The following is a 16,066-nucleotide window of genomic DNA, read 5'->3' on the forward strand; positions in this document are numbered from 1 at the left end:
AAAGCAACGTTCAGATTGGGCTGACGATGAACATCATTATCGGATTTATAGTGACTTGCGGCTGTGTCATCGGCAGCTTCATGGCGATGGGCGGCGACGTGAACGCTCTATTCCAGCCCTTCGAATTCGTCATCATCGGTGGCGCCGGTCTCGGCAGCTTCATCATGGCGAACCCGATGAAGGTGGTGAAGGATTCCGGCAAGGCGCTCGGCGAAGCCTTCAAGCATGCTGTGCCTAAGGAACGTAACTATCTCGATACGCTCGGCGTGCTCTATTCGCTGATGCGCGACCTGCGTACCAAGTCGCGAAACGAAATCGAAGCCCATATCGACAATCCGGCCGAATCGACGATCTTTCAATCGGCTCCGACCGTTCTGAAGAACAAGGAACTGACGGCGTTCATCTGCGACTACGTGCGCCTGATCATCATTGGCAATGCCCGGAGCCACGAGATCGAGGCGCTGATGGATGAAGAGCTCAACACCATCATGCACGACAAGATGAAGCCCTATCACGCGATCCAGATCATGGGCGATTCCTTCCCGGCGATCGGTATCGTCGCGGCCGTTCTCGGCGTCATCAAAGCGATGGCCCACATCAACGATTCGCCCGAAGTGCTCGGTCACCTGATCGGCTCGGCGCTCGTCGGTACCTTCCTCGGCATTCTCTTGTCCTACTGCGTCTGCTCGCCGCTGGTCTCCCAGATCAAGGTCGTGCGCAACAAGCAGCACCGCCTCTACGTCATCGTCAAGCAGACGCTGCTTGCCTACATGAACGGTTCGGTACCGCAGGTCGCTCTCGAATACGGCCGCAAGACGATTTCGGCTTACGAGCGTCCGTCCATCGATGCGGTCGAGCAGGAAATGATGAACCCAGGTGGCGAAAACAAGGCGGCTTAAATGACTATGAGCAATGCTTCGCACGACAAACCGGCAATGGATCCCGCCCTCCTCGCCAAGCTGACAGGCGGGCTTGGCGACAGAGGCAGGGTCGCCAAGATCTGCAGCTCCTTCGGGGAAATCTACAGCGAATTCTTTCCCGACGTCATCAAAAGCGAGACCGGCCTCGACGTGACGGTCAACTATCTCGGCTGCGAGATCGGCTACAAGAACCACCTCATCGAAGACCTGAGCGCGAACGTCACACTCGTCGACGCGACGCTGCGCAACTGGTCGCAGAACATTACGCTTGCCTGCGGCAACGGCTTCGTCATCACGCTGATGGAGCATCTGCTCGGCGCCACAGCCGATACGATCGAGGAACCGGCCGACCGGCTGCTGTCGATCATCGAGCTCGATCTGGCGGTCATGGTCTTCGACAAGATCGCCAAGGTGCTGCGCTCGGCCGTCAACGCGCCGGGCGGTTTCGAACCGAGCCTTTCGGCCCCGTACGCCCATGACATGCGCGCCCGGCCGCAGGAGGATCGTCCGGATGAATTCGCGGCCGCCATCAACATGTCGATCACCCTTGCCGGCATCGTTTCGGAATTTTCGTTGATCGTTCCGCAGACGGCACTGCTCAAGACCAAGGTGACGCCGCCGAAGCCGAAACGCCAGGCCAGCAGCAACTCAGCGGAATGGACCGAACAGCTCGGCGACCAGGTCCGCCGCTCGCATGTCACGCTCGAGGCCAAGATCAGGCTGCAGGACCTGACGCTGCGTACGATATCGAAGCTGATGGTCGGCGACGTCATTCCGTTCCGCGACCACGGCGACGTGCGTGTCGAGGTCAGCGCCAACAGCAAGGAATTGTATGTGTGCGAGTTCGGGCGTTCAGGCGAAAACTACATGGTCCGCGTCAAGGATACGATGAACTCGGATGACGAACTCATCCGTCATTTAATGAATTAATCGGTTCTCTGGCTTTTGGGCTGCAAAGGCAGTTTGAGGCAAGTTTCAACTGGAATAGTGATTTCATGGCTACGAAGAAAACACAGCAGAACAGCGACCTCTCCCTGGATCTTCCGGGCAGCGAAGCCGATCTCGACCAGGCGATCGACGATCTGCGCGGCGTGCTGAAGCAGGATGCCGATGGCGACCTGTCACAGTTTGGCGACGACCTGCAGAGCGACCCCTTCGCAGCAGGAACGGACCTGGCGGCCTTTGGCGGCGAGGCTTCGGAAACTCCGTTTGGCAGCGACGATTTCGGTGGCGACTTCGGCGGCGGCGATGCCAGCCCGGCTGCCGGCATGGATTTCGGGAGCAGCCCCTCCTTCGAGGCGTCGCCGGCCCCGCTCGGCAGCGCTTTGAATTCCAACTTCGACCTGATCATGGACATCCCGATCGACGTCCAGATCATGCTCGGCACCAGCCGCATGCAGGTCTCCGGCCTGATGAACCTCAATGAAGGGGCGACGATTGCCCTCGACAAGAAGATCGGTGAACCGGTCGAGATCATGGTGAATGGCCGCAGGATTGCCCGCGGCGAAATTACGGTGCTTGATAACGACGACACGCGATTCGGTGTGAAACTGATTGAAGTTTTGAGTACGAAAAAAGCCTGATCCCTGTGTGGGACGGAGAGGTTAGACCATGATGGACTTTGACGATTTCGGCGGCGCGCTAGCCGGGAAACCGTTGACCCAGGCTGAAAAGGCGGCGGCTGTTCTTCTCGCTATGGGAAAGGGCGTCGCCGGCCGGCTGTTGAAATATTTTACCCAGGCCGAACTGCAGACCATTATCTCATCCGCCCAGTCGCTGCGCGCTATTCCGCCGGACGAACTCCTGTTGCTCGTCTCCGAGTTCGAAGACCTCTTCACCGAGGGCGCCGGACTGATGGACAACGCCAAGGCGATCGAGGCCATTCTTGAAGAAGGCCTGACGCCCGACGAGGTCGACAGCCTGCTCGGCCGCCGCACCGCATTCCAGGCCTACGAAACCTCGATCTGGGATCGCCTCAGCGAGGCGGAGCCGACATTCGTCGCACAGTTCCTGCTGCGCGAACATCCGCAGACCGTCGCCTATATTCTTTCGATGATGCCCTCCTCCTTCGGCGCCAAGGTGCTGCTGCAGCTTCCCGACAACCGCCGCGCCGACATCATGAACAGAACGGTCAACATGAAGGCGGTCAGCCCGAAGGCTGCGCAGATCATCGAGAACCAGGTCATGACGCTGCTTGCCGAAGTCGAGGCAGAGCGCAATGCGGCCGGCTCGACGAAGGTCGCCGATCTCATGAACGAACTCGACAAGCCCCAGGTCGACACGCTGCTCAGCTCGCTCGAATCGATCAGCCGCGAGTCGGTCAACAAAGTTCGCCCGAAGATCTTCCTGTTCGAGGACCTCATGTACATGCCGCAGCGCAGCCGCGTCATGCTGCTCAACGACATCTCGACGGACGTGCTCACCGTCGCGCTGCGCGGGTCGCCCCCCGAGATCCGCGAATCGGTTCTCTCCGCCATCAGCCCACGCCAGCGCCGCATGATCGAATCGGATCTGCAGAGCGGCATGGGCGGCGTCAATCCGCGCGAGATCGCGATTGCCCGCCGCGCCGTGGCGCAGGAAGCGATTCGCCTGGCCAATTCCGGCCAGATCGAGCTCAAGGAAAAGGAAGGCGACGCTTCGGCGGCCGCCTAACACGTCGAGACTGTTGACAAATCCGGCATGCCGAAAGGCGGCTGTTGATCGCCGTGCCACAGGCGACTACCCTTCCAGCAATAGACCGTGCTCTAAAGCGCGTCGCATAGAACTCGGTTCTTGCGACGTGCTTTAGGTCTTTGTTCTGATGCATGTCGTCCTCCCAAAAGCGCCGCGCGTTTTTGGCCGACATGCATTGGCTGCGGCCTGTTTCTTTGACGGAGGGCCGCGACTTGGCAGACGATGACAAGGACAGCAAAACAGAAGCCCCAACCGCGAAAAAGCAAAGCGATGCCGCGGAAAAGGGCAACGTGCCGTCTTCGCGGGAACTGTCGATCTTTGCGACGATCCTCGCCACCTTCATCTATCTGGTGTTCTTCCTTCCAGAAAGTGTCGGGCGCATGACTGAAATGCTGCGCGACATCTTCGAGCAGCCCGACCAGTGGAAGATCGAGACGGGACCGGATGTCCTGGCGCTGTTCGTCCGGATCGGTTGGGCAAGTGCGGCGCTGGTGGCGCCTGCCTTCATCCTGTTCATGGTGTTCGGCGTCGCCTCCTCCGTCTTTCAGAACCTGCCGACGCCGGTGCTCGAACGCATCCGCCCACAGGCCTCGCGGATCTCGCCGATCAAAGGCTGGTCACGGCTGTTCAGCCTACCCGGCCTGGTCGAATTCGGAAAATCGCTGTTCAAGGTCGTCGTCGTCGGGGTGATCCTGTTCTTCGTGCTCAGGAGCGAATATTTCGGCTCGATCGACGCGATGTTCTCCGATCCGCAGACGATTCTCGTGCGAATGATGGCAGCGATGCGCAAGATCATCATCGTCATGCTGATCGCCACGGCGATCGTGGCGATCGCCGATCTTTTCTGGACGCGCCATCACTGGTTCACCGAGTTGAAGATGACGCGGCACGAGGTGAAGGAAGAAAACAAGCAGGCGCAGGGCGATCCCTTCGTCAAGAGCCGGCAGCGCTCGCTGATGCGCGACCGGGCGCGCCGGCGCATGATCGCCAACGTGGACCGCGCGACGCTGGTGATTGCAAACCCGACGCACTATGCGGTGGCGCTGCGTTACGCGCGCGAAGAGAACGACGCGCCGGTGGTGCTGGCCAAGGGGCAGGACCTGATTGCTCTCAAAATCAGGGAGATCGCCGAGAAGAACGGCATACCGGTGTTCGAAGATCCGCCACTTGCGCGCTCCATGTTTGCGCAAGTCTCGATCGATAGTGTCATCCCGTCAGTCTTCTATAAGGCGGTAGCGGAGCTCATCCACCGGGTCTACGCTGCGGACGCCAAGAACAAACGGGTCAGATAAGCCGAATGAAAAAATGCCCCCACTCTACCCAGCGTGAAAAGATCCTTGCAGACGCGATCAGCCCGGTCGCCACTGAACTGCGCCTTCTGGATGCTTCTGACCTCATTTCACTGCTGCGCTTCGAGTATTACGGCAATCTTTCCGATCTCGTCGCTTCGGCGGCGGAGCTTTTCTTTCATCCGGGCACGGTGAATTTCGGCCTGGGCGGCAATTATACTTTGGAGTGGGGCGGCAAGCCCGAAGTCGTTCTCGATCTGGAAATCAAGCCGCGCGGCGTCACCGTCTACGCGCAGCTCACCCTTGCCGAAGATCACGCCGGCATCGAGATCAGCCATATCGCTTTCCAGGAGCCCTCGGCCGATCCGGACGAAAACACCATCTTCCTCAAAAAGAGCCTTCGGGAAGCGCGCTACAGCGTCAATGAGCCGCCGCAGGCGCTGGCAGGCTGACCTTCTTTTTGCGCGACATGCTCTCGCGCGCCTGAAAAGACGCGCCGGCGCTGAAAGGGACAACGCGTGGGTTCAGCTGATATAACCAAGCCGGATCGCCTTGGCGATCGCCTGGATGCGATTGACGGAATCGAGCTTGATGGTCGCCGAGCCGAGATAGGCGTTCACGGTGTGCACCGACAGGCCGAGCTTGTCGGCAATCTCTTCGCTGATGCGGCCGTCGCCGGCAAGCTGCAGACAGGCAATCTCGCGTTCGCTGAGCGCCTCAGCGGCAGCCGTGCGGCGTTCGTCGAGCGAGAGCAGATCCATCATGATATGGCAGCAGCGACCGTGCAGCTCGACGATGGTGTCGCTCGAGGGATCGATCTCATCGCCGGTGAAAAGGATGAAACCATTGCCGACGGCCCCGAGCCGCACCGGAAAGGCAAGGCCGGAGAAAGACAGAATACCGTCCTGCAGCCGCGTCATGAACGGCGAGAAGTCTGCCGGACCGGGTGCCGCACGGTCGTAACCGCCGGCCCATGAGAGCGGCAGCAGCGACTTGTCGATATGATCGAGAAGAATATCGCCGTAGGCATCCGTGAAGGCCTTGCCGAATCCGGCATTGGAAGAACCCCAGTTCTCAAGCTCGCAGACAAGCCGCTGCTTTGCCGGAAGGCCAGAGCCGCTGACGCGGAAGATCGCGAAGCCTTGCGCATCGGCGAGCTTCTGCATCGCGATCAGCCGCGGAAAAAGATCGGACCGGCTGGAAATCCTGTTCACACGCACCGTGCGCAGCTGCTCGGCGCTGCTCATCGTCCTGCCTGCTGGATAGCCCATAGATCCCCCTATACGAGATTATTGCGGACGGCGAAGGCTATGGCCTCGGACCGGGTCTTGGTCGCCGTCTTGCGCATCACGCTGGTGATGTAGTTGTTGATGGTATTGCGAGAGATTCCGAGGATCATCGCGATCTCATCGCTGGTCTTGCCTTCGGCGATCCAGAACAGGCATTCCAGCTCGCGGTCGGTCAATTCGAAATCGCGATCGACCTTCGTCCCACCGCAGCGCAGGAAGCTCGCGACATAACCTGCAAGCAGTCCTACGTCCCGCAGGCGCTCCGGCGAAAGGATGAACCCCTCGCCGAACAGGAACATCAAGGCCAGCCGCGACCGGCCGACATTGAAGGTCACCGAACAATATTGACGGCTGGCGCCATCCGGAACCTCGGCACTGTCAGGCAGAAGAGCAAAATTCGGCTGGAAGACCTGCATGCATTTTTCCAGCTCCGTCGACCGGGCATAGCCGCGAACCAGATCATTGGCTATGTCCCTGACCAGATCGAAAGGCCAGTCCGACGAAACGATGAAATCGAGGCCACTTTCCTGAAGAAGATCACAGCGCGCCAGAAGGTAGTGCGACGCACCCACGTAGTCCGTCAGAGCGCGCAAACCGGACTGCAACCTGCCGGTGCTGGCGACGCCGTGGAGGCGCTGGAGCAGCTCATCGCGCGGCAACAGATCCGGCACCACCGCACTCGCGAAATTCGCCATATCCCTCTCGCCTTTGCTCGCCTGAATTACATTCATATCCATTGGCAATGTCCTGCGGCTGAGAAACGATCGAACTCGGTGTAACAGCAATTTTTCTGCAAGGGATTCAATTCAAGTCCCGCTCGAATCCCACTTCGAATCAGCCAAGGGTAAGCCAGCCGATGCAAATCACCATCTCCGACTTCTAGGGATTTACTTTCGCTGTCGCCAATGCACTGATTCGACCGCTCGTTCCAGCCTTCAAGATATAGGGAGGCTAAGGTGATTCTGGCGGTATCGCAACTTGCTTCGCGTTTTACGAGAGTCCACCTCATCATATCGCCCTACAGCCGCATTTTAGTGGTCGGGTCTTTCGCATTTCCAGTCACGGCTTTTCAGCAAACATCGGTTAGGGATCCAGCTTCGGTACCGACATGAAAAAAGGCCGGTTGCCCGGCCTTTCCTTTACGCTGCTTCGTCGATCGCCCATTTCCTGAGGATTTTCGCGGCGCGTTCCTCGTTGATCTCGACCATACGGGAAAGCTTGCGTTCCGGGCCTTCCTTGACGCGACGATTGAAGTTTCCATCGTCGTCGCCGAGGCTGAGCAGGTCCTCGGTACTGTCGAAGCCGAAGTCGGACCCGAAGCCGTCCATGAGAGCGCCGCCGGGTGCTCCCGATGCAGGCGCGAAGTCCGGAAGCTCGAGGCCGGCCGCTTCCGGCGTCGCGTCGCCGAAAGCCGCGGAGCTGCCGTTGCCGTTGATGCTGCGCACCAGAGGCCGCAGGCCCATCCAGACCACCACGAAAGCGACCGCGACAAAGGCGAGCGAGTTGATGATGCCGGCAAGGTTGCGGCTCAGCATGTCCATGACGCGGACACCACCGGTGGCGTCTTCGAGCAACTGGTTCTCAAGGAAGTCCATGGCCGTCACGGTGACGACGTCGCCGCGCTTGGCGTCGATGCCGGCCGCCGAAGCGACGATCTTCTGCATTTCGGCAAGATAGGCGTCGACCTTGGCCTGATCGGCGGGCTCACCGACCATCTTGGCGATGCGGCCCTTGTTGACCACCACGGCGATCGAAAGCTTTTCGACCTTGTAGCTGCTGCGGGTCGTCGCCGTCGTCTTGCTGTTGATTTCGTAGTTGGTCTGCTCTTCGCGCTTGTCGGACTTGTCCTGCGATTCAGGCCCGGCGGAACCGCCGGCCTCGGGAGCCGCCTGCGGAATGTTCTGCTCGACCGTCGTCGCGCTATCGGAGGTCTTCTGCTGCGACTGCTGGGCTTCCTTCGTCGATCGGACCGAGCGTTCGACCTTGGATTCGGGATCGTAGGTCGTTTCCTGGATCTGCTGGGCGTCGGTGTTGAGATCGGCGGTGACGCTGGAGCGGAAGTTGTCCATGCCGAGGAAGGGCGCCAGCGCCTTGTCAATGTTGGATTCGACTTCCTGCTGAACGTTCTGGACGATGTTGAGCGAACGATTCAGCGAGCTGTTGCTCGCCTCGTCGCCGGAAGCGAGCAGCTGGCCGGCGGAATCGAGGATGGTCACGTCATCAACGTCAAGCCCCGGCACGGCCGAGGCGACGAGGTGGCGGATCGAGGTCGCTGCGCTGCGTCCAGTGGTGGCGCTCGCGCGAATCATGACGGAGGCAGTCGGCTTCTGCTCCGCCTTCCGGAAGTTTCCAACCTCCGGCATGACGATATGGACGCGCGCGGCTGTGATACCCGAGATCGACTGGATGGTGCGGGCGATTTCGCCTTCCAGCGCTCGAACCCGCGTTACCTCCTGCATGAAGGAGGTCAGGCCAAGGGAGCCGACATTGTCGAAGAGTTCATAGCCGGCATTGGCGCTGTTCGGCAGGCCGCGCTCGGCAAGCATCAGGCGGGCCTTGCCCGTCATCCCCGCGGGAACGCTGATGCTGGAGCCATCCGTGCCGACCTGGAAATTGATGTTGGCTTCGGCAAGCGCCATGCTGATCTGGTTGAGATCGGGCGAATCCAGACCGACATAGAGCGTTTCCTGTGCCGGCTTGTTGACGAAAAGGGCGGCCGCAAGGATGATTGCGATGGAAACGGCACCGACGCCTCCAAGAATCATCAGGCGTGTTCGGCCCAGGGAACCGAAGTTCTTAAAGATCTGAACTAATTGATTTAACAGATTCATTCTGTTCTCGCACGATCCGTCAAAGACAAAGCAGGCTTATTGCCTCATCAGACGAATAGTCGGCGAAACTTGTGCGAGCGTTTCGTGAGAGCGTGCGGGAGCGAAAAGGCGTAAAGTAATTCCAGCCAAACTGCGCAGCGGTTTTGCGTCCGGAATTGCGCAAGAACAAGGAGAGAGCGTTTCCGTGACTCGGAGAAAAACGGGGTCGTTCTAAAGCATGTCGCGCAAAAGTGTGCGGCGGTTTTGCGACAACGACATGCGTAAAAACAAAGACCTAAAGCGCGAGGAGCGAATCTGAAAGATCGCGACGCGCTTTAGAAGAAATCGAAGTCGCCGGCTGCCTTGCTCAATGGCTGGGAGTGGCCGTGGCGTGTGGCGCCGCCCAATGCCTTCTGCATCTCCGCCAGCTTGACGAGGCTGAGCGCGGTTGCGACGTCGACTGCCCAGCCGTGCGGGATTTCGCCGGTGATGGTGTCGATGAATTCGGCAAGGCCGCGTGATTTCTGCACGGCCAGATCGATGCCCTGCATGACCTTCATGGCATCCGGCGAATTCAGGATTTCGGCGCCGCCGATTTCGAGAAGCTGCGGCTCGATGCGCTCGATGAGGTAGGCGACATCGTGCAGTTCGGACACGATGCGCATCAGGATGTCGCTCAGCGCTTCAACAGGCGCAGGCGGCTCCATCATCTGGGTAAATGTCATATGAAAATCCTCGCCATCAAAAAAATTCGATACTGGTTTCGACGGGCTTCTGCGGAGCGGCGGGGCGCTGCTCGAGAGCGACGGTTCTCTGCGTTTCGGCGCCGGTCAGGGGGTATTGCCGGGCACGACCGGAGACCGGCCAATATTCAAGCTTTCGTCCATGCTCTCCGCCGGTTGAGGAACCGACCACCGGAATGCCTTCATCCCTGAGGAACTGCACGGCGAAGGCCGCGTTCTGCTCACCGACATTGGAGAATGTCGAGATCGTCTTCGCGCCGCCGAAGATCTTTGCCTCCAGCCGGTCGCGCCGGGCGCCCTGCTTCAGGAGACCGTTGATCAGCAGTTCCATCAGATGCACGCCGTAGCGCGTGGCATCGCCGCCTGAGGTCGGCGACGTCGCCGAACCGGGCAGCAGAAAGTGGTTCATGCCGCCGACACCGGCGACAGGATCTCTGAGGCACGCAGCCACGCACGAACCGAGAATGGTCGAGAGGACCGCATTCGGATCGTTCAGAACCTTGTACTCGCCCTGAATGATATGCACGCGGCGGGCTGCCCCCTCAGTGATCATTTCAGGGCTCCAAACACGGCTTCGATCGCCGCTTTCATCTTCTCGATCGTGAACGGCTTGGCGAGCACGTTGTTGGCGCCGAGCTGGGCCGCCTTCTGCACGAGAGCGCGGTCGCCCTGGGCGGTCAGGATGATGAAGGCCGCCTTCTTGGTGTTCGGGTTGGTGCGCACCGCCTGAAGGAAGCCGATGCCATCCATCTTCGGCATGTTGAAGTCCGAGATCACCAGATGGTGCGGCTGCTCGGCCATGATCTTCATGCCCTGCTCGCCGTCACCGGCCGACGTGATCTGCTTGAAACCGAGCTGGGTCAGCGCATCGCTGAGCAGCAACCGGCTCGTTACCTGATCATCAACGATCAGAACTTTGATTTTCTCCGCGAGCGACATTTATTCGGTTCCTTCCTTTCGGGCGGCTGTCATTTTCAATATTTCTTCACCGATAGCAGACAGTGGTAGCTGCTGCTCGACGGCGCCAAGTTCGTGGGCAACCCTTGGCATTCCGTAAACGACACAGGTTTTTTCGTTCTGGCCGAGTGTTCTGGCGCCGGCGTGGCGCATTTTCAACAGTCCGGCGGCGCCATCGCGGCCCATACCGGTCAAAATCACGCCGACGGCATTACGGCCAGCCAGTTCCGCGACCGAATCGAATAGTACGTCCACCGAGGGGCGGTGACCGTTGACCGGCGCGCGGTCAATGAGACGGCAGGACGGCGCCGAGGCGCCGCTGACCTGCAGGTGGCGCTCGCCGCCGGGCGCCAGATAGATCTTGCCGATTTCGAGCCGGGCACCGTCGGTCGCTTCCTGCACCACCGGCGCACAGAGGCGGTTCAGCCGTTCGGCAAAGCTCTTGGTGAAGGTCGGCGGCATATGCTGGGTGATGACGGTCGGCGGGCAATTGGCCGGGAATTTCTGCAGAACGGCAATCAACGCCTCGACGCCGCCGGTCGACGAGCCGATCGCGACGATCTTGCGGCCGACGCGGAAATCGGCAACCGAGGGTGGTGGCGCGACAGCGGCGACGGGCTGGGAATACTGGCGTTGCGTGCGCGCGGCGGCCTTGACCTTCTCGGCGAGGTCGCCAAATGGCCTGAGTTCGCCCGGCCCCGGCTTGCCGACGCAGTCGAACGCGCCGATCTCCAGCGCCGCAAGCGTCGCCTCGGCGCCGCGATGGGTCATCGTGGATACCATGATCACCGGCATCGGACGCAGCGTCATGATTTTTTCGAGAAAATCGAGGCCGTTCATGTTCGGCATCTCGATGTCGAGCGTCAGGACGTCGGGGTTCAACCGCTTGATCGCCTCGCGCGCTTCCAGAGCGTCGCCGGCCTGGCCGATGACGTTGACCTCGGGATCGGAACTCAGCACGGCGGTGATCAACCCCCGCATCGTTGCGGAGTCGTCAACAACGAGAACTCTTGCCGGAGCGCTCATGCCTTCCTCCCGAGACCTTTGGCCGTGTAGCGATAGGTCGTGATGCCGATATTCTCGAAGACGTGTTTTGCCTCACCCGACACACGCTCGGAATGGCCGATATAGAGATGACCGCCCTCCGGCAGCAGACCGGCAAAACGCTGCCAGATCTTCATCTGCGTCGGCTCGTCGAAATAGATGACAACGTTGCGGCAGAAGATGACGTCGAACTTGCCCTTGAACGGCCATTGCGCCATCAGGTTCAGTTCGTTGTAGGTGATCAGCCGCTTCACGCGGTCGTCGACCTGGAACTTCCGGCGGCCCTGCACCTCGACTTCGCTGAACCATTGCTTGCGCATGGCCGGCGACACGGTTTCGAGTGCGCTCTCGTCATAGGCGCCGGCCCGGGCGATCGCGAGGATCTTCGGATCGATGTCGGTCGCCAGGATCTTGAAGTCGTAATCCGCGACATTCGGCATCAGCGACAGCACCGTCAGTGCGATCGAATAGGGTTCCTGCCCGTCGGAAGAGGCGGCCGACCAGATGCGCACCCTGCCGCCCGATCTCGCTCGCTGCAGAAGCTCCGGCAGGACATGATCGCGCAGATGGTCGAAATGGTGGTTTTCGCGAAAGAAGCGGGTAAAATTGGTCGTCAGATGCGAGAGCATCTCGCGGCGCGGCGCAGCACCCGCCGGCGAGGCGACGAGGTCGCAATACTCCCGGAAGCCGGACAGGCCGAGATTGCGGATATGCTTCGACAGGCGCGAATAGACGAGCGACGCCTTGGTCTCGTTGAGGAAGATGCCGGCATCCGAATAGATCATCGCGGCGATCTCAGTGAGGTCGCGGCGCGTCAGCGGATATTCTCCGCTTGCCAGGACCTCGTCGGATCCCTGCCTCTGATCTTTTGCGCCCATTACACTCATGCGGCTTCGCTTTCGGTCTCTGGAAAGAGGGATTCGAGTTCGATCAGGCAGATCATGCGCTTCTCGATGGCGAGAACGCCGCGGGCAAATTGACGCTCGAGTTCGGAGGAGATCTCGGGCGTCGGCTGGATGGTTTCGTCGGTCACCGTCAGGATATCGGAAACGGCATCGACCAGCAGGCCGACGACCTTGCGCCGGACCTGGGCGACGATGATGACATGACGGGCAGTCGGATCGGCCGGCTTCATGCCGAGCCGGGCCGCAAGATCGATGATCGGCAGCACCGCGCCGCGCAGGTTGATGACACCCAGCATATAGCCAGGCGAATGCGGCATCGCGGTTGCCGGGGTCCAGCCGCGGATTTCGCGAACCGACATGATGTTCACGCAAAATTCCTGATCCCCGATGCGGAACGCGATCAACTCGCGATCCCCTTCGTTCAGATTTTTTACAGTGTACGACATTCCCTTATCCCACTGCTGCTAACGACATTTCCGCTTTGAGCGACTGGCCGCGCGAGGCGCCGACGACCGCGTCGACATCGAGGATGAGGGCGACGCGCCCGTCACCGAGGATGGTGGCGGCGGCAATGCCCGGCACATGGGTGTAGTTCGCTTCCAGGCTCTTGATGACCACCTGGCGCTGACCCTGGATGGCATCGACCATCAGGGCGCGCTGGCCACCACCTTCGGATTCCACCAGAAGCGCCACGCCCTCGACCGGATTGGCCTGGGTCGCACGGAAGTTCAGGATGCGACCGACATCGACCAGAGGGCAGAAGCTGTTGCGGATCGAGATCAGCCGGTGGTTCGCACCGAAGGAGTGGATCGCGGCCGCTTCCGGCTGCAGGGTTTCGACGATTGCCGTCAGCGGCACGACCAGCGTCTGGCCGGCGACGGTGACCACCATGCCGTCGAGGACGGCGAGCGTCAGCGGCAGGCTCATGGTGAAGACCGATCCGTGACCCGGCTTCGAGGTGATGTTGATGCGGCCGCCGAGCGCCTGGATCGAACGCTTGACGACGTCCATGCCGACGCCGCGGCCGGAGATGTCGGAGATCTTGTCGGCCGTCGAGAAGCCCGGCAGGAAGATCAGGTTGTCGATTTCCTCGTCCGACAGGTTGGAATCGGCCGGGATGAGGTCGTTGTCGATCGCCTTCTGGCGAACCTTCTCGCGGTTGATGCCGGCGCCGTCGTCGGCAAGCTCGATCAGGATGCGTCCCGAACGATGCTTGGCGGTCAGTCGGACCGTGCCCTCGGTGTTCTTGCCGGCGGCTGCACGCTTTTCAGGCGTTTCGATGCCGTGGTCGACGGCATTGCGGATCATGTGGGTCAGCGGTTCGGCCAGCTTGTCGATGACCGTCTTGTCGACTTCGGTGTTTTCACCCTCGGTGATCAGGCGGATCGACTTGCCGGTCATGTCGGCGATTTCGCGGACGATACGCGACATGCGCTGGAAGACCGGCTTCACCGGCTGCGCGCGGATGGCCATGACCGAGTCCTGGATCTCGCGGGTGAGCTGCTGCAGCTCCTCGAGGCCCATATTGATCGAGGAGGTGCCGGTCGTGTCATTCTCGATGACGCTCTGCGACAGCATCGCCTGGTTGATGACCAATTCGCCGACGAGGTTGATGAGGCGGTCGACGCGGTCGAGATCGACGCGGATCGTCTGGCCGGCACCGGCGGCATTGTTCTGGGCGGCGGCACTTGCTGCGGCCGCTGCGGCGGCTGCCGATTCCTTCTTCTCGACGCGGGCGGCGACAATCTGCGTGACGTTGGAGGCAGTCTCGGCGGCGGCAACGGCTGCGGCCGTCTCCTCGGCCCACGCGTCCGAGGCGGAAACCTCGTCCATTGCGCCCGTTTCGTCGAGGATCGACAGATCGAAGGGAACCGGCACCATCGGCAGTTCGTCGTTGCTGGTTGCGTCGGCCCTTGCTTCTTCGACCGGCTTGACCGTCAGTTCACAATCCCACTCGGCGAATTCGAAGACGGTACGGATGGCGTCCTCGCCCTTGTCCGTCTTGATCGTGACGTTCCAGAAGAAATAAGCGCCTTCCGGATCGAGTTCCTCGAGGCCCGGCAGATCATCCGTATTGCAATAGATCGTCATTTCACCCAGGCGCGAGAGATCGCGCAGCAGCAGGGTGGCGTCATTGCCCTTGGAATAGAGTTCGTAGCGCGGCTTGAAGATGACTTCATAGGTCGGCATGCCACCCGCATCGTCTTCGCCGCCAAAATCGTCGAAGGAAAAGGGGACCGGCTGGAAGCCGCTGTCGTCAGTCGGTTTGGGGGTCGGCGCCGGAGCGGTCGGAGAAGCCTTTGCGGCGGCCTTCGGCGCAGGCGCCTCGGCTGAGGCCGAGGGAGACGGCAATTCGCCGTTGGCCAGCGCCTCGAGCTCCTTGACGAGGCCGCGGCTGCGGCTTTCATCGACGCTGCCGCCGTCGCGCGCAGCATTCGTCAGGTCGGCGAGCACGTCGGCCGACTTCAGCATCACCTTCAGGACATCCTGGTTCGGCTCGAGCTTGTTGGATCGAACGCAATCGAGAGTGGTCTCGAAAACATGGGCGAAGGCGACCAGATCGTCAAGGCCGAAGGCGCCGGCGCCACCCTTGATCGAATGCACGGCGCGAAACACCGCATTGACGGTTTCCGGATCGCGATCGCCATCATTCATTTTCAGAAGACCGGATTCCAACTCGGCGAGCTGTTCCTCGCACTCCTGGAAAAAGATCTCTTTGATTTCGTTCATATCCATAGGAGCAAATCCTGGGTTTAAGCGGTTACACGCTCAATGGCATCGATCAGCTTGGCCGGGTCGAAAGGCTTGACGATCCAGCCCGTGGCACCGGCCTGGCGGGCGCGGTTCTTCTTCTCCGCGTCGCTTTCGGTGGTCAGGACCAGGATCGGGATCGCCCGATATTTCTCGTTGCGGCGCACACCTTCGATGAAGCCGAAGCCATCGAGGCGCGGCATGTTGATGTCGGTCACGATGACATCAGGATTGGACTCTTCGAGGACCTCGAGGCCCTCGATGCCGTCTTCTGCCTGGATCGTCTCGAAGCCGGCATTGTTCAGCGTCACGAGAAGCATGTTTCGGATGGTGCGGGAATCATCCACGGTCAGCACTTTTTTCTTCATTGCCGAATCTCCTTGGCAAGCAGGTGGTCAATATTGACGCCAACCAGCTGCATGGTTTTCTGAAATGCGTCGGACACCTTGGAGAAGGTGAACGGCTGCTTGTCCTGCTCCCAGGTCTTCTCGGCGGACATCAGAACCTGGGCGCAAAGAGCACCGATCCGTTCGACGCCGGAAGCGTCTATCGAAAGACCGCTGCCCCGGAGAGAGAGGAGTTTATCGCGCAAGGCGGAAGCCTCGTTGAGGTCGAGCACCGCTGTCAAATCCAGCGTCTTGCCACTCTTCTTTGCTGCCATCAGCTTTTCCTTGTCCCCTTGTCC

The 16,066-nt window shown here is 60.5% G+C and carries 18 protein-coding genes; 6 read left to right on the forward strand and 12 right to left on the reverse strand.

Annotation, left to right across the window (positions count from 1 at the left end; all coding sequences use genetic code 11):
* The first annotated feature begins 26 nt into the window (after positions 1-26).
* The 6 genes from motA to OLZ32_RS28570 all read left to right on the forward strand — a co-directional run bounded on the left by motA (position 27) and on the right by OLZ32_RS28570 (position 5,334).
* Positions 27-899 carry a flagellar motor stator protein MotA gene (motA, locus tag OLZ32_RS28545; RefSeq protein ID WP_011650470.1) on the forward strand — a complete coding sequence of 291 codons (873 nt, stop codon included), beginning with the start codon at positions 27-29 and terminating at the stop codon, positions 897-899.
* Positions 900-1,850, forward strand: a complete 951-nt coding sequence (locus tag OLZ32_RS28550) for a FliM/FliN family flagellar motor switch protein (RefSeq protein WP_003545522.1) — start codon at positions 900-902, stop codon at positions 1,848-1,850.
* Between the two features lie 65 nt (positions 1,851-1,915).
* The gene (fliN, locus tag OLZ32_RS28555) at positions 1,916-2,503 is read left to right on the forward strand and encodes a flagellar motor switch protein FliN (RefSeq protein WP_003545521.1); all 588 of its coding nucleotides are present in this window, start codon (positions 1,916-1,918) and stop codon (positions 2,501-2,503) included.
* Positions 2,504-2,531: 28 nt separating this feature from the next.
* Positions 2,532-3,572, forward strand: coding sequence for a flagellar motor switch protein FliG (gene fliG / locus OLZ32_RS28560; protein WP_003545520.1), 1,041 nt, complete (start codon positions 2,532-2,534; stop codon positions 3,570-3,572).
* A gap of 233 nt (positions 3,573-3,805) precedes the next feature.
* Positions 3,806-4,885, forward strand: coding sequence for a flagellar biosynthesis protein FlhB (gene flhB, locus OLZ32_RS28565; protein WP_168344812.1), 1,080 nt, complete (start codon positions 3,806-3,808; stop codon positions 4,883-4,885).
* 5 nt (positions 4,886-4,890) lie between these two features.
* Positions 4,891-5,334, forward strand: coding sequence for a hypothetical protein (locus tag OLZ32_RS28570; RefSeq protein WP_264424096.1), 444 nt, complete (start codon positions 4,891-4,893; stop codon positions 5,332-5,334).
* A 72-nt stretch (positions 5,335-5,406) separates the two neighbouring features.
* On the opposite strand, the gene visR is transcribed toward OLZ32_RS28570, so the two are convergent.
* From visR to OLZ32_RS28630, 12 genes are all read right to left on the reverse strand, one after another.
* The gene (gene visR, locus OLZ32_RS28575; RefSeq protein ID WP_017990277.1) at positions 5,407-6,153 is read right to left on the reverse strand and encodes a transcriptional regulator VisR; all 747 of its coding nucleotides are present in this window, start codon (positions 6,151-6,153) and stop codon (positions 5,407-5,409) included.
* 8 nt (positions 6,154-6,161) lie between these two features.
* Positions 6,162-6,908, reverse strand: a complete 747-nt coding sequence (gene visN / locus OLZ32_RS28580) for a transcriptional regulator VisN (RefSeq protein WP_264424099.1) — start codon at positions 6,906-6,908, stop codon at positions 6,162-6,164.
* Positions 6,909-7,310: 402 nt separating this feature from the next.
* The gene (gene fliF, locus OLZ32_RS28585) at positions 7,311-9,002 is read right to left on the reverse strand and encodes a flagellar basal-body MS-ring/collar protein FliF (RefSeq protein WP_264424101.1); all 1,692 of its coding nucleotides are present in this window, start codon (positions 9,000-9,002) and stop codon (positions 7,311-7,313) included.
* A gap of 314 nt (positions 9,003-9,316) precedes the next feature.
* Entirely contained in the window at positions 9,317-9,706 is a 390-nt protein-coding gene (gene cheT / locus OLZ32_RS28590) for a chemotaxis protein CheT (RefSeq protein ID WP_003545510.1), read from the reverse strand.
* 16 nt (positions 9,707-9,722) lie between these two features.
* Entirely contained in the window at positions 9,723-10,277 is a 555-nt protein-coding gene (gene cheD, locus OLZ32_RS28595) for a chemoreceptor glutamine deamidase CheD (protein ID WP_003545509.1), read from the reverse strand.
* Positions 10,274-10,663, reverse strand: a complete 390-nt coding sequence (locus OLZ32_RS28600) for a response regulator (RefSeq protein WP_003545503.1) — start codon at positions 10,661-10,663, stop codon at positions 10,274-10,276. Before OLZ32_RS28600 ends, cheD begins: the two co-directional genes overlap by 4 nt.
* Complete coding sequence (gene cheB / locus OLZ32_RS28605) at positions 10,664-11,707, reverse strand: protein-glutamate O-methylesterase CheB (protein WP_003545500.1); 1,044 nt, start codon at positions 11,705-11,707, stop codon at positions 10,664-10,666.
* A complete protein-coding gene (gene cheR / locus OLZ32_RS28610; protein WP_003545497.1) occupies positions 11,704-12,612 on the reverse strand; it encodes a protein-glutamate O-methyltransferase CheR in 909 nt (302 codons plus the stop codon). Before cheR ends, cheB begins: the two co-directional genes overlap by 4 nt.
* Entirely contained in the window at positions 12,609-13,076 is a 468-nt protein-coding gene (locus OLZ32_RS28615; RefSeq protein WP_003545496.1) for a chemotaxis protein CheW, read from the reverse strand. Before OLZ32_RS28615 ends, cheR begins: the two co-directional genes overlap by 4 nt.
* Before the next feature lie 4 nt (positions 13,077-13,080).
* On the reverse strand, positions 13,081-15,366 hold the full coding sequence (locus OLZ32_RS28620; RefSeq protein ID WP_264424103.1) for a chemotaxis protein CheA: 2,286 nt from the start codon (positions 15,364-15,366) through the stop codon (positions 13,081-13,083).
* A gap of 17 nt (positions 15,367-15,383) precedes the next feature.
* Positions 15,384-15,749 (reverse strand): chemotaxis response regulator CheY1, encoded by a 366-nt coding sequence (gene cheY1 / locus OLZ32_RS28625; RefSeq protein ID WP_003545492.1) that lies wholly within the window; start codon positions 15,747-15,749, stop codon positions 15,384-15,386.
* Positions 15,746-16,042 (reverse strand): STAS domain-containing protein, encoded by a 297-nt coding sequence (locus tag OLZ32_RS28630; RefSeq protein ID WP_003545491.1) that lies wholly within the window; start codon positions 16,040-16,042, stop codon positions 15,746-15,748. The genes cheY1 and OLZ32_RS28630 overlap by 4 nt, the downstream gene beginning before the upstream one ends.
* Between the last annotated feature and the right edge of the window lie 24 nt (positions 16,043-16,066).

This window comes from Rhizobium acaciae, from assembly GCF_025941625.1.
Taxonomy (GTDB): Bacteria; Pseudomonadota; Alphaproteobacteria; order Rhizobiales; family Rhizobiaceae; genus Rhizobium; species Rhizobium acaciae.

Excerpts from the sequence above, each read along its gene's own strand:
- visR (WP_017990277.1), bottom strand. The coding sequence starts at position 6,153 with ATGGGCTATCCAGCAGGCAGGACGATGAGCAGCGCCGAGCAGCTGCGC.
- motA (WP_011650470.1), top strand. The coding sequence starts at position 27 with ATGAACATCATTATCGGATTTATAGTGACTTGCGGCTGTGTCATCGGC.
- OLZ32_RS28570 (WP_264424096.1), top strand. The coding sequence starts at position 4,891 with ATGAAAAAATGCCCCCACTCTACCCAGCGTGAAAAGATCCTTGCAGAC.
- cheR (WP_003545497.1), bottom strand. The coding sequence starts at position 12,612 with ATGAGTGTAATGGGCGCAAAAGATCAGAGGCAGGGATCCGACGAGGTC.
- fliN (WP_003545521.1), top strand. The coding sequence starts at position 1,916 with ATGGCTACGAAGAAAACACAGCAGAACAGCGACCTCTCCCTGGATCTT.
- fliG (WP_003545520.1), top strand. The coding sequence starts at position 2,532 with ATGATGGACTTTGACGATTTCGGCGGCGCGCTAGCCGGGAAACCGTTG.
- cheD (WP_003545509.1), bottom strand. The coding sequence starts at position 10,277 with ATGATCACTGAGGGGGCAGCCCGCCGCGTGCATATCATTCAGGGCGAG.
- cheT (WP_003545510.1), bottom strand. The coding sequence starts at position 9,706 with ATGACATTTACCCAGATGATGGAGCCGCCTGCGCCTGTTGAAGCGCTG.
- OLZ32_RS28630 (WP_003545491.1), bottom strand. The coding sequence starts at position 16,042 with ATGGCAGCAAAGAAGAGTGGCAAGACGCTGGATTTGACAGCGGTGCTC.
- visN (WP_264424099.1), bottom strand. The coding sequence starts at position 6,908 with ATGGATATGAATGTAATTCAGGCGAGCAAAGGCGAGAGGGATATGGCG.
- OLZ32_RS28615 (WP_003545496.1), bottom strand. The coding sequence starts at position 13,076 with ATGTCGTACACTGTAAAAAATCTGAACGAAGGGGATCGCGAGTTGATC.
- fliF (WP_264424101.1), bottom strand. The coding sequence starts at position 9,002 with ATGAATCTGTTAAATCAATTAGTTCAGATCTTTAAGAACTTCGGTTCC.
- OLZ32_RS28600 (WP_003545503.1), bottom strand. The coding sequence starts at position 10,663 with ATGTCGCTCGCGGAGAAAATCAAAGTTCTGATCGTTGATGATCAGGTA.
- cheB (WP_003545500.1), bottom strand. The coding sequence starts at position 11,707 with ATGAGCGCTCCGGCAAGAGTTCTCGTTGTTGACGACTCCGCAACGATG.
- OLZ32_RS28620 (WP_264424103.1), bottom strand. The coding sequence starts at position 15,366 with ATGGATATGAACGAAATCAAAGAGATCTTTTTCCAGGAGTGCGAGGAA.
- OLZ32_RS28550 (WP_003545522.1), top strand. The coding sequence starts at position 900 with ATGACTATGAGCAATGCTTCGCACGACAAACCGGCAATGGATCCCGCC.
- cheY1 (WP_003545492.1), bottom strand. The coding sequence starts at position 15,749 with ATGAAGAAAAAAGTGCTGACCGTGGATGATTCCCGCACCATCCGAAAC.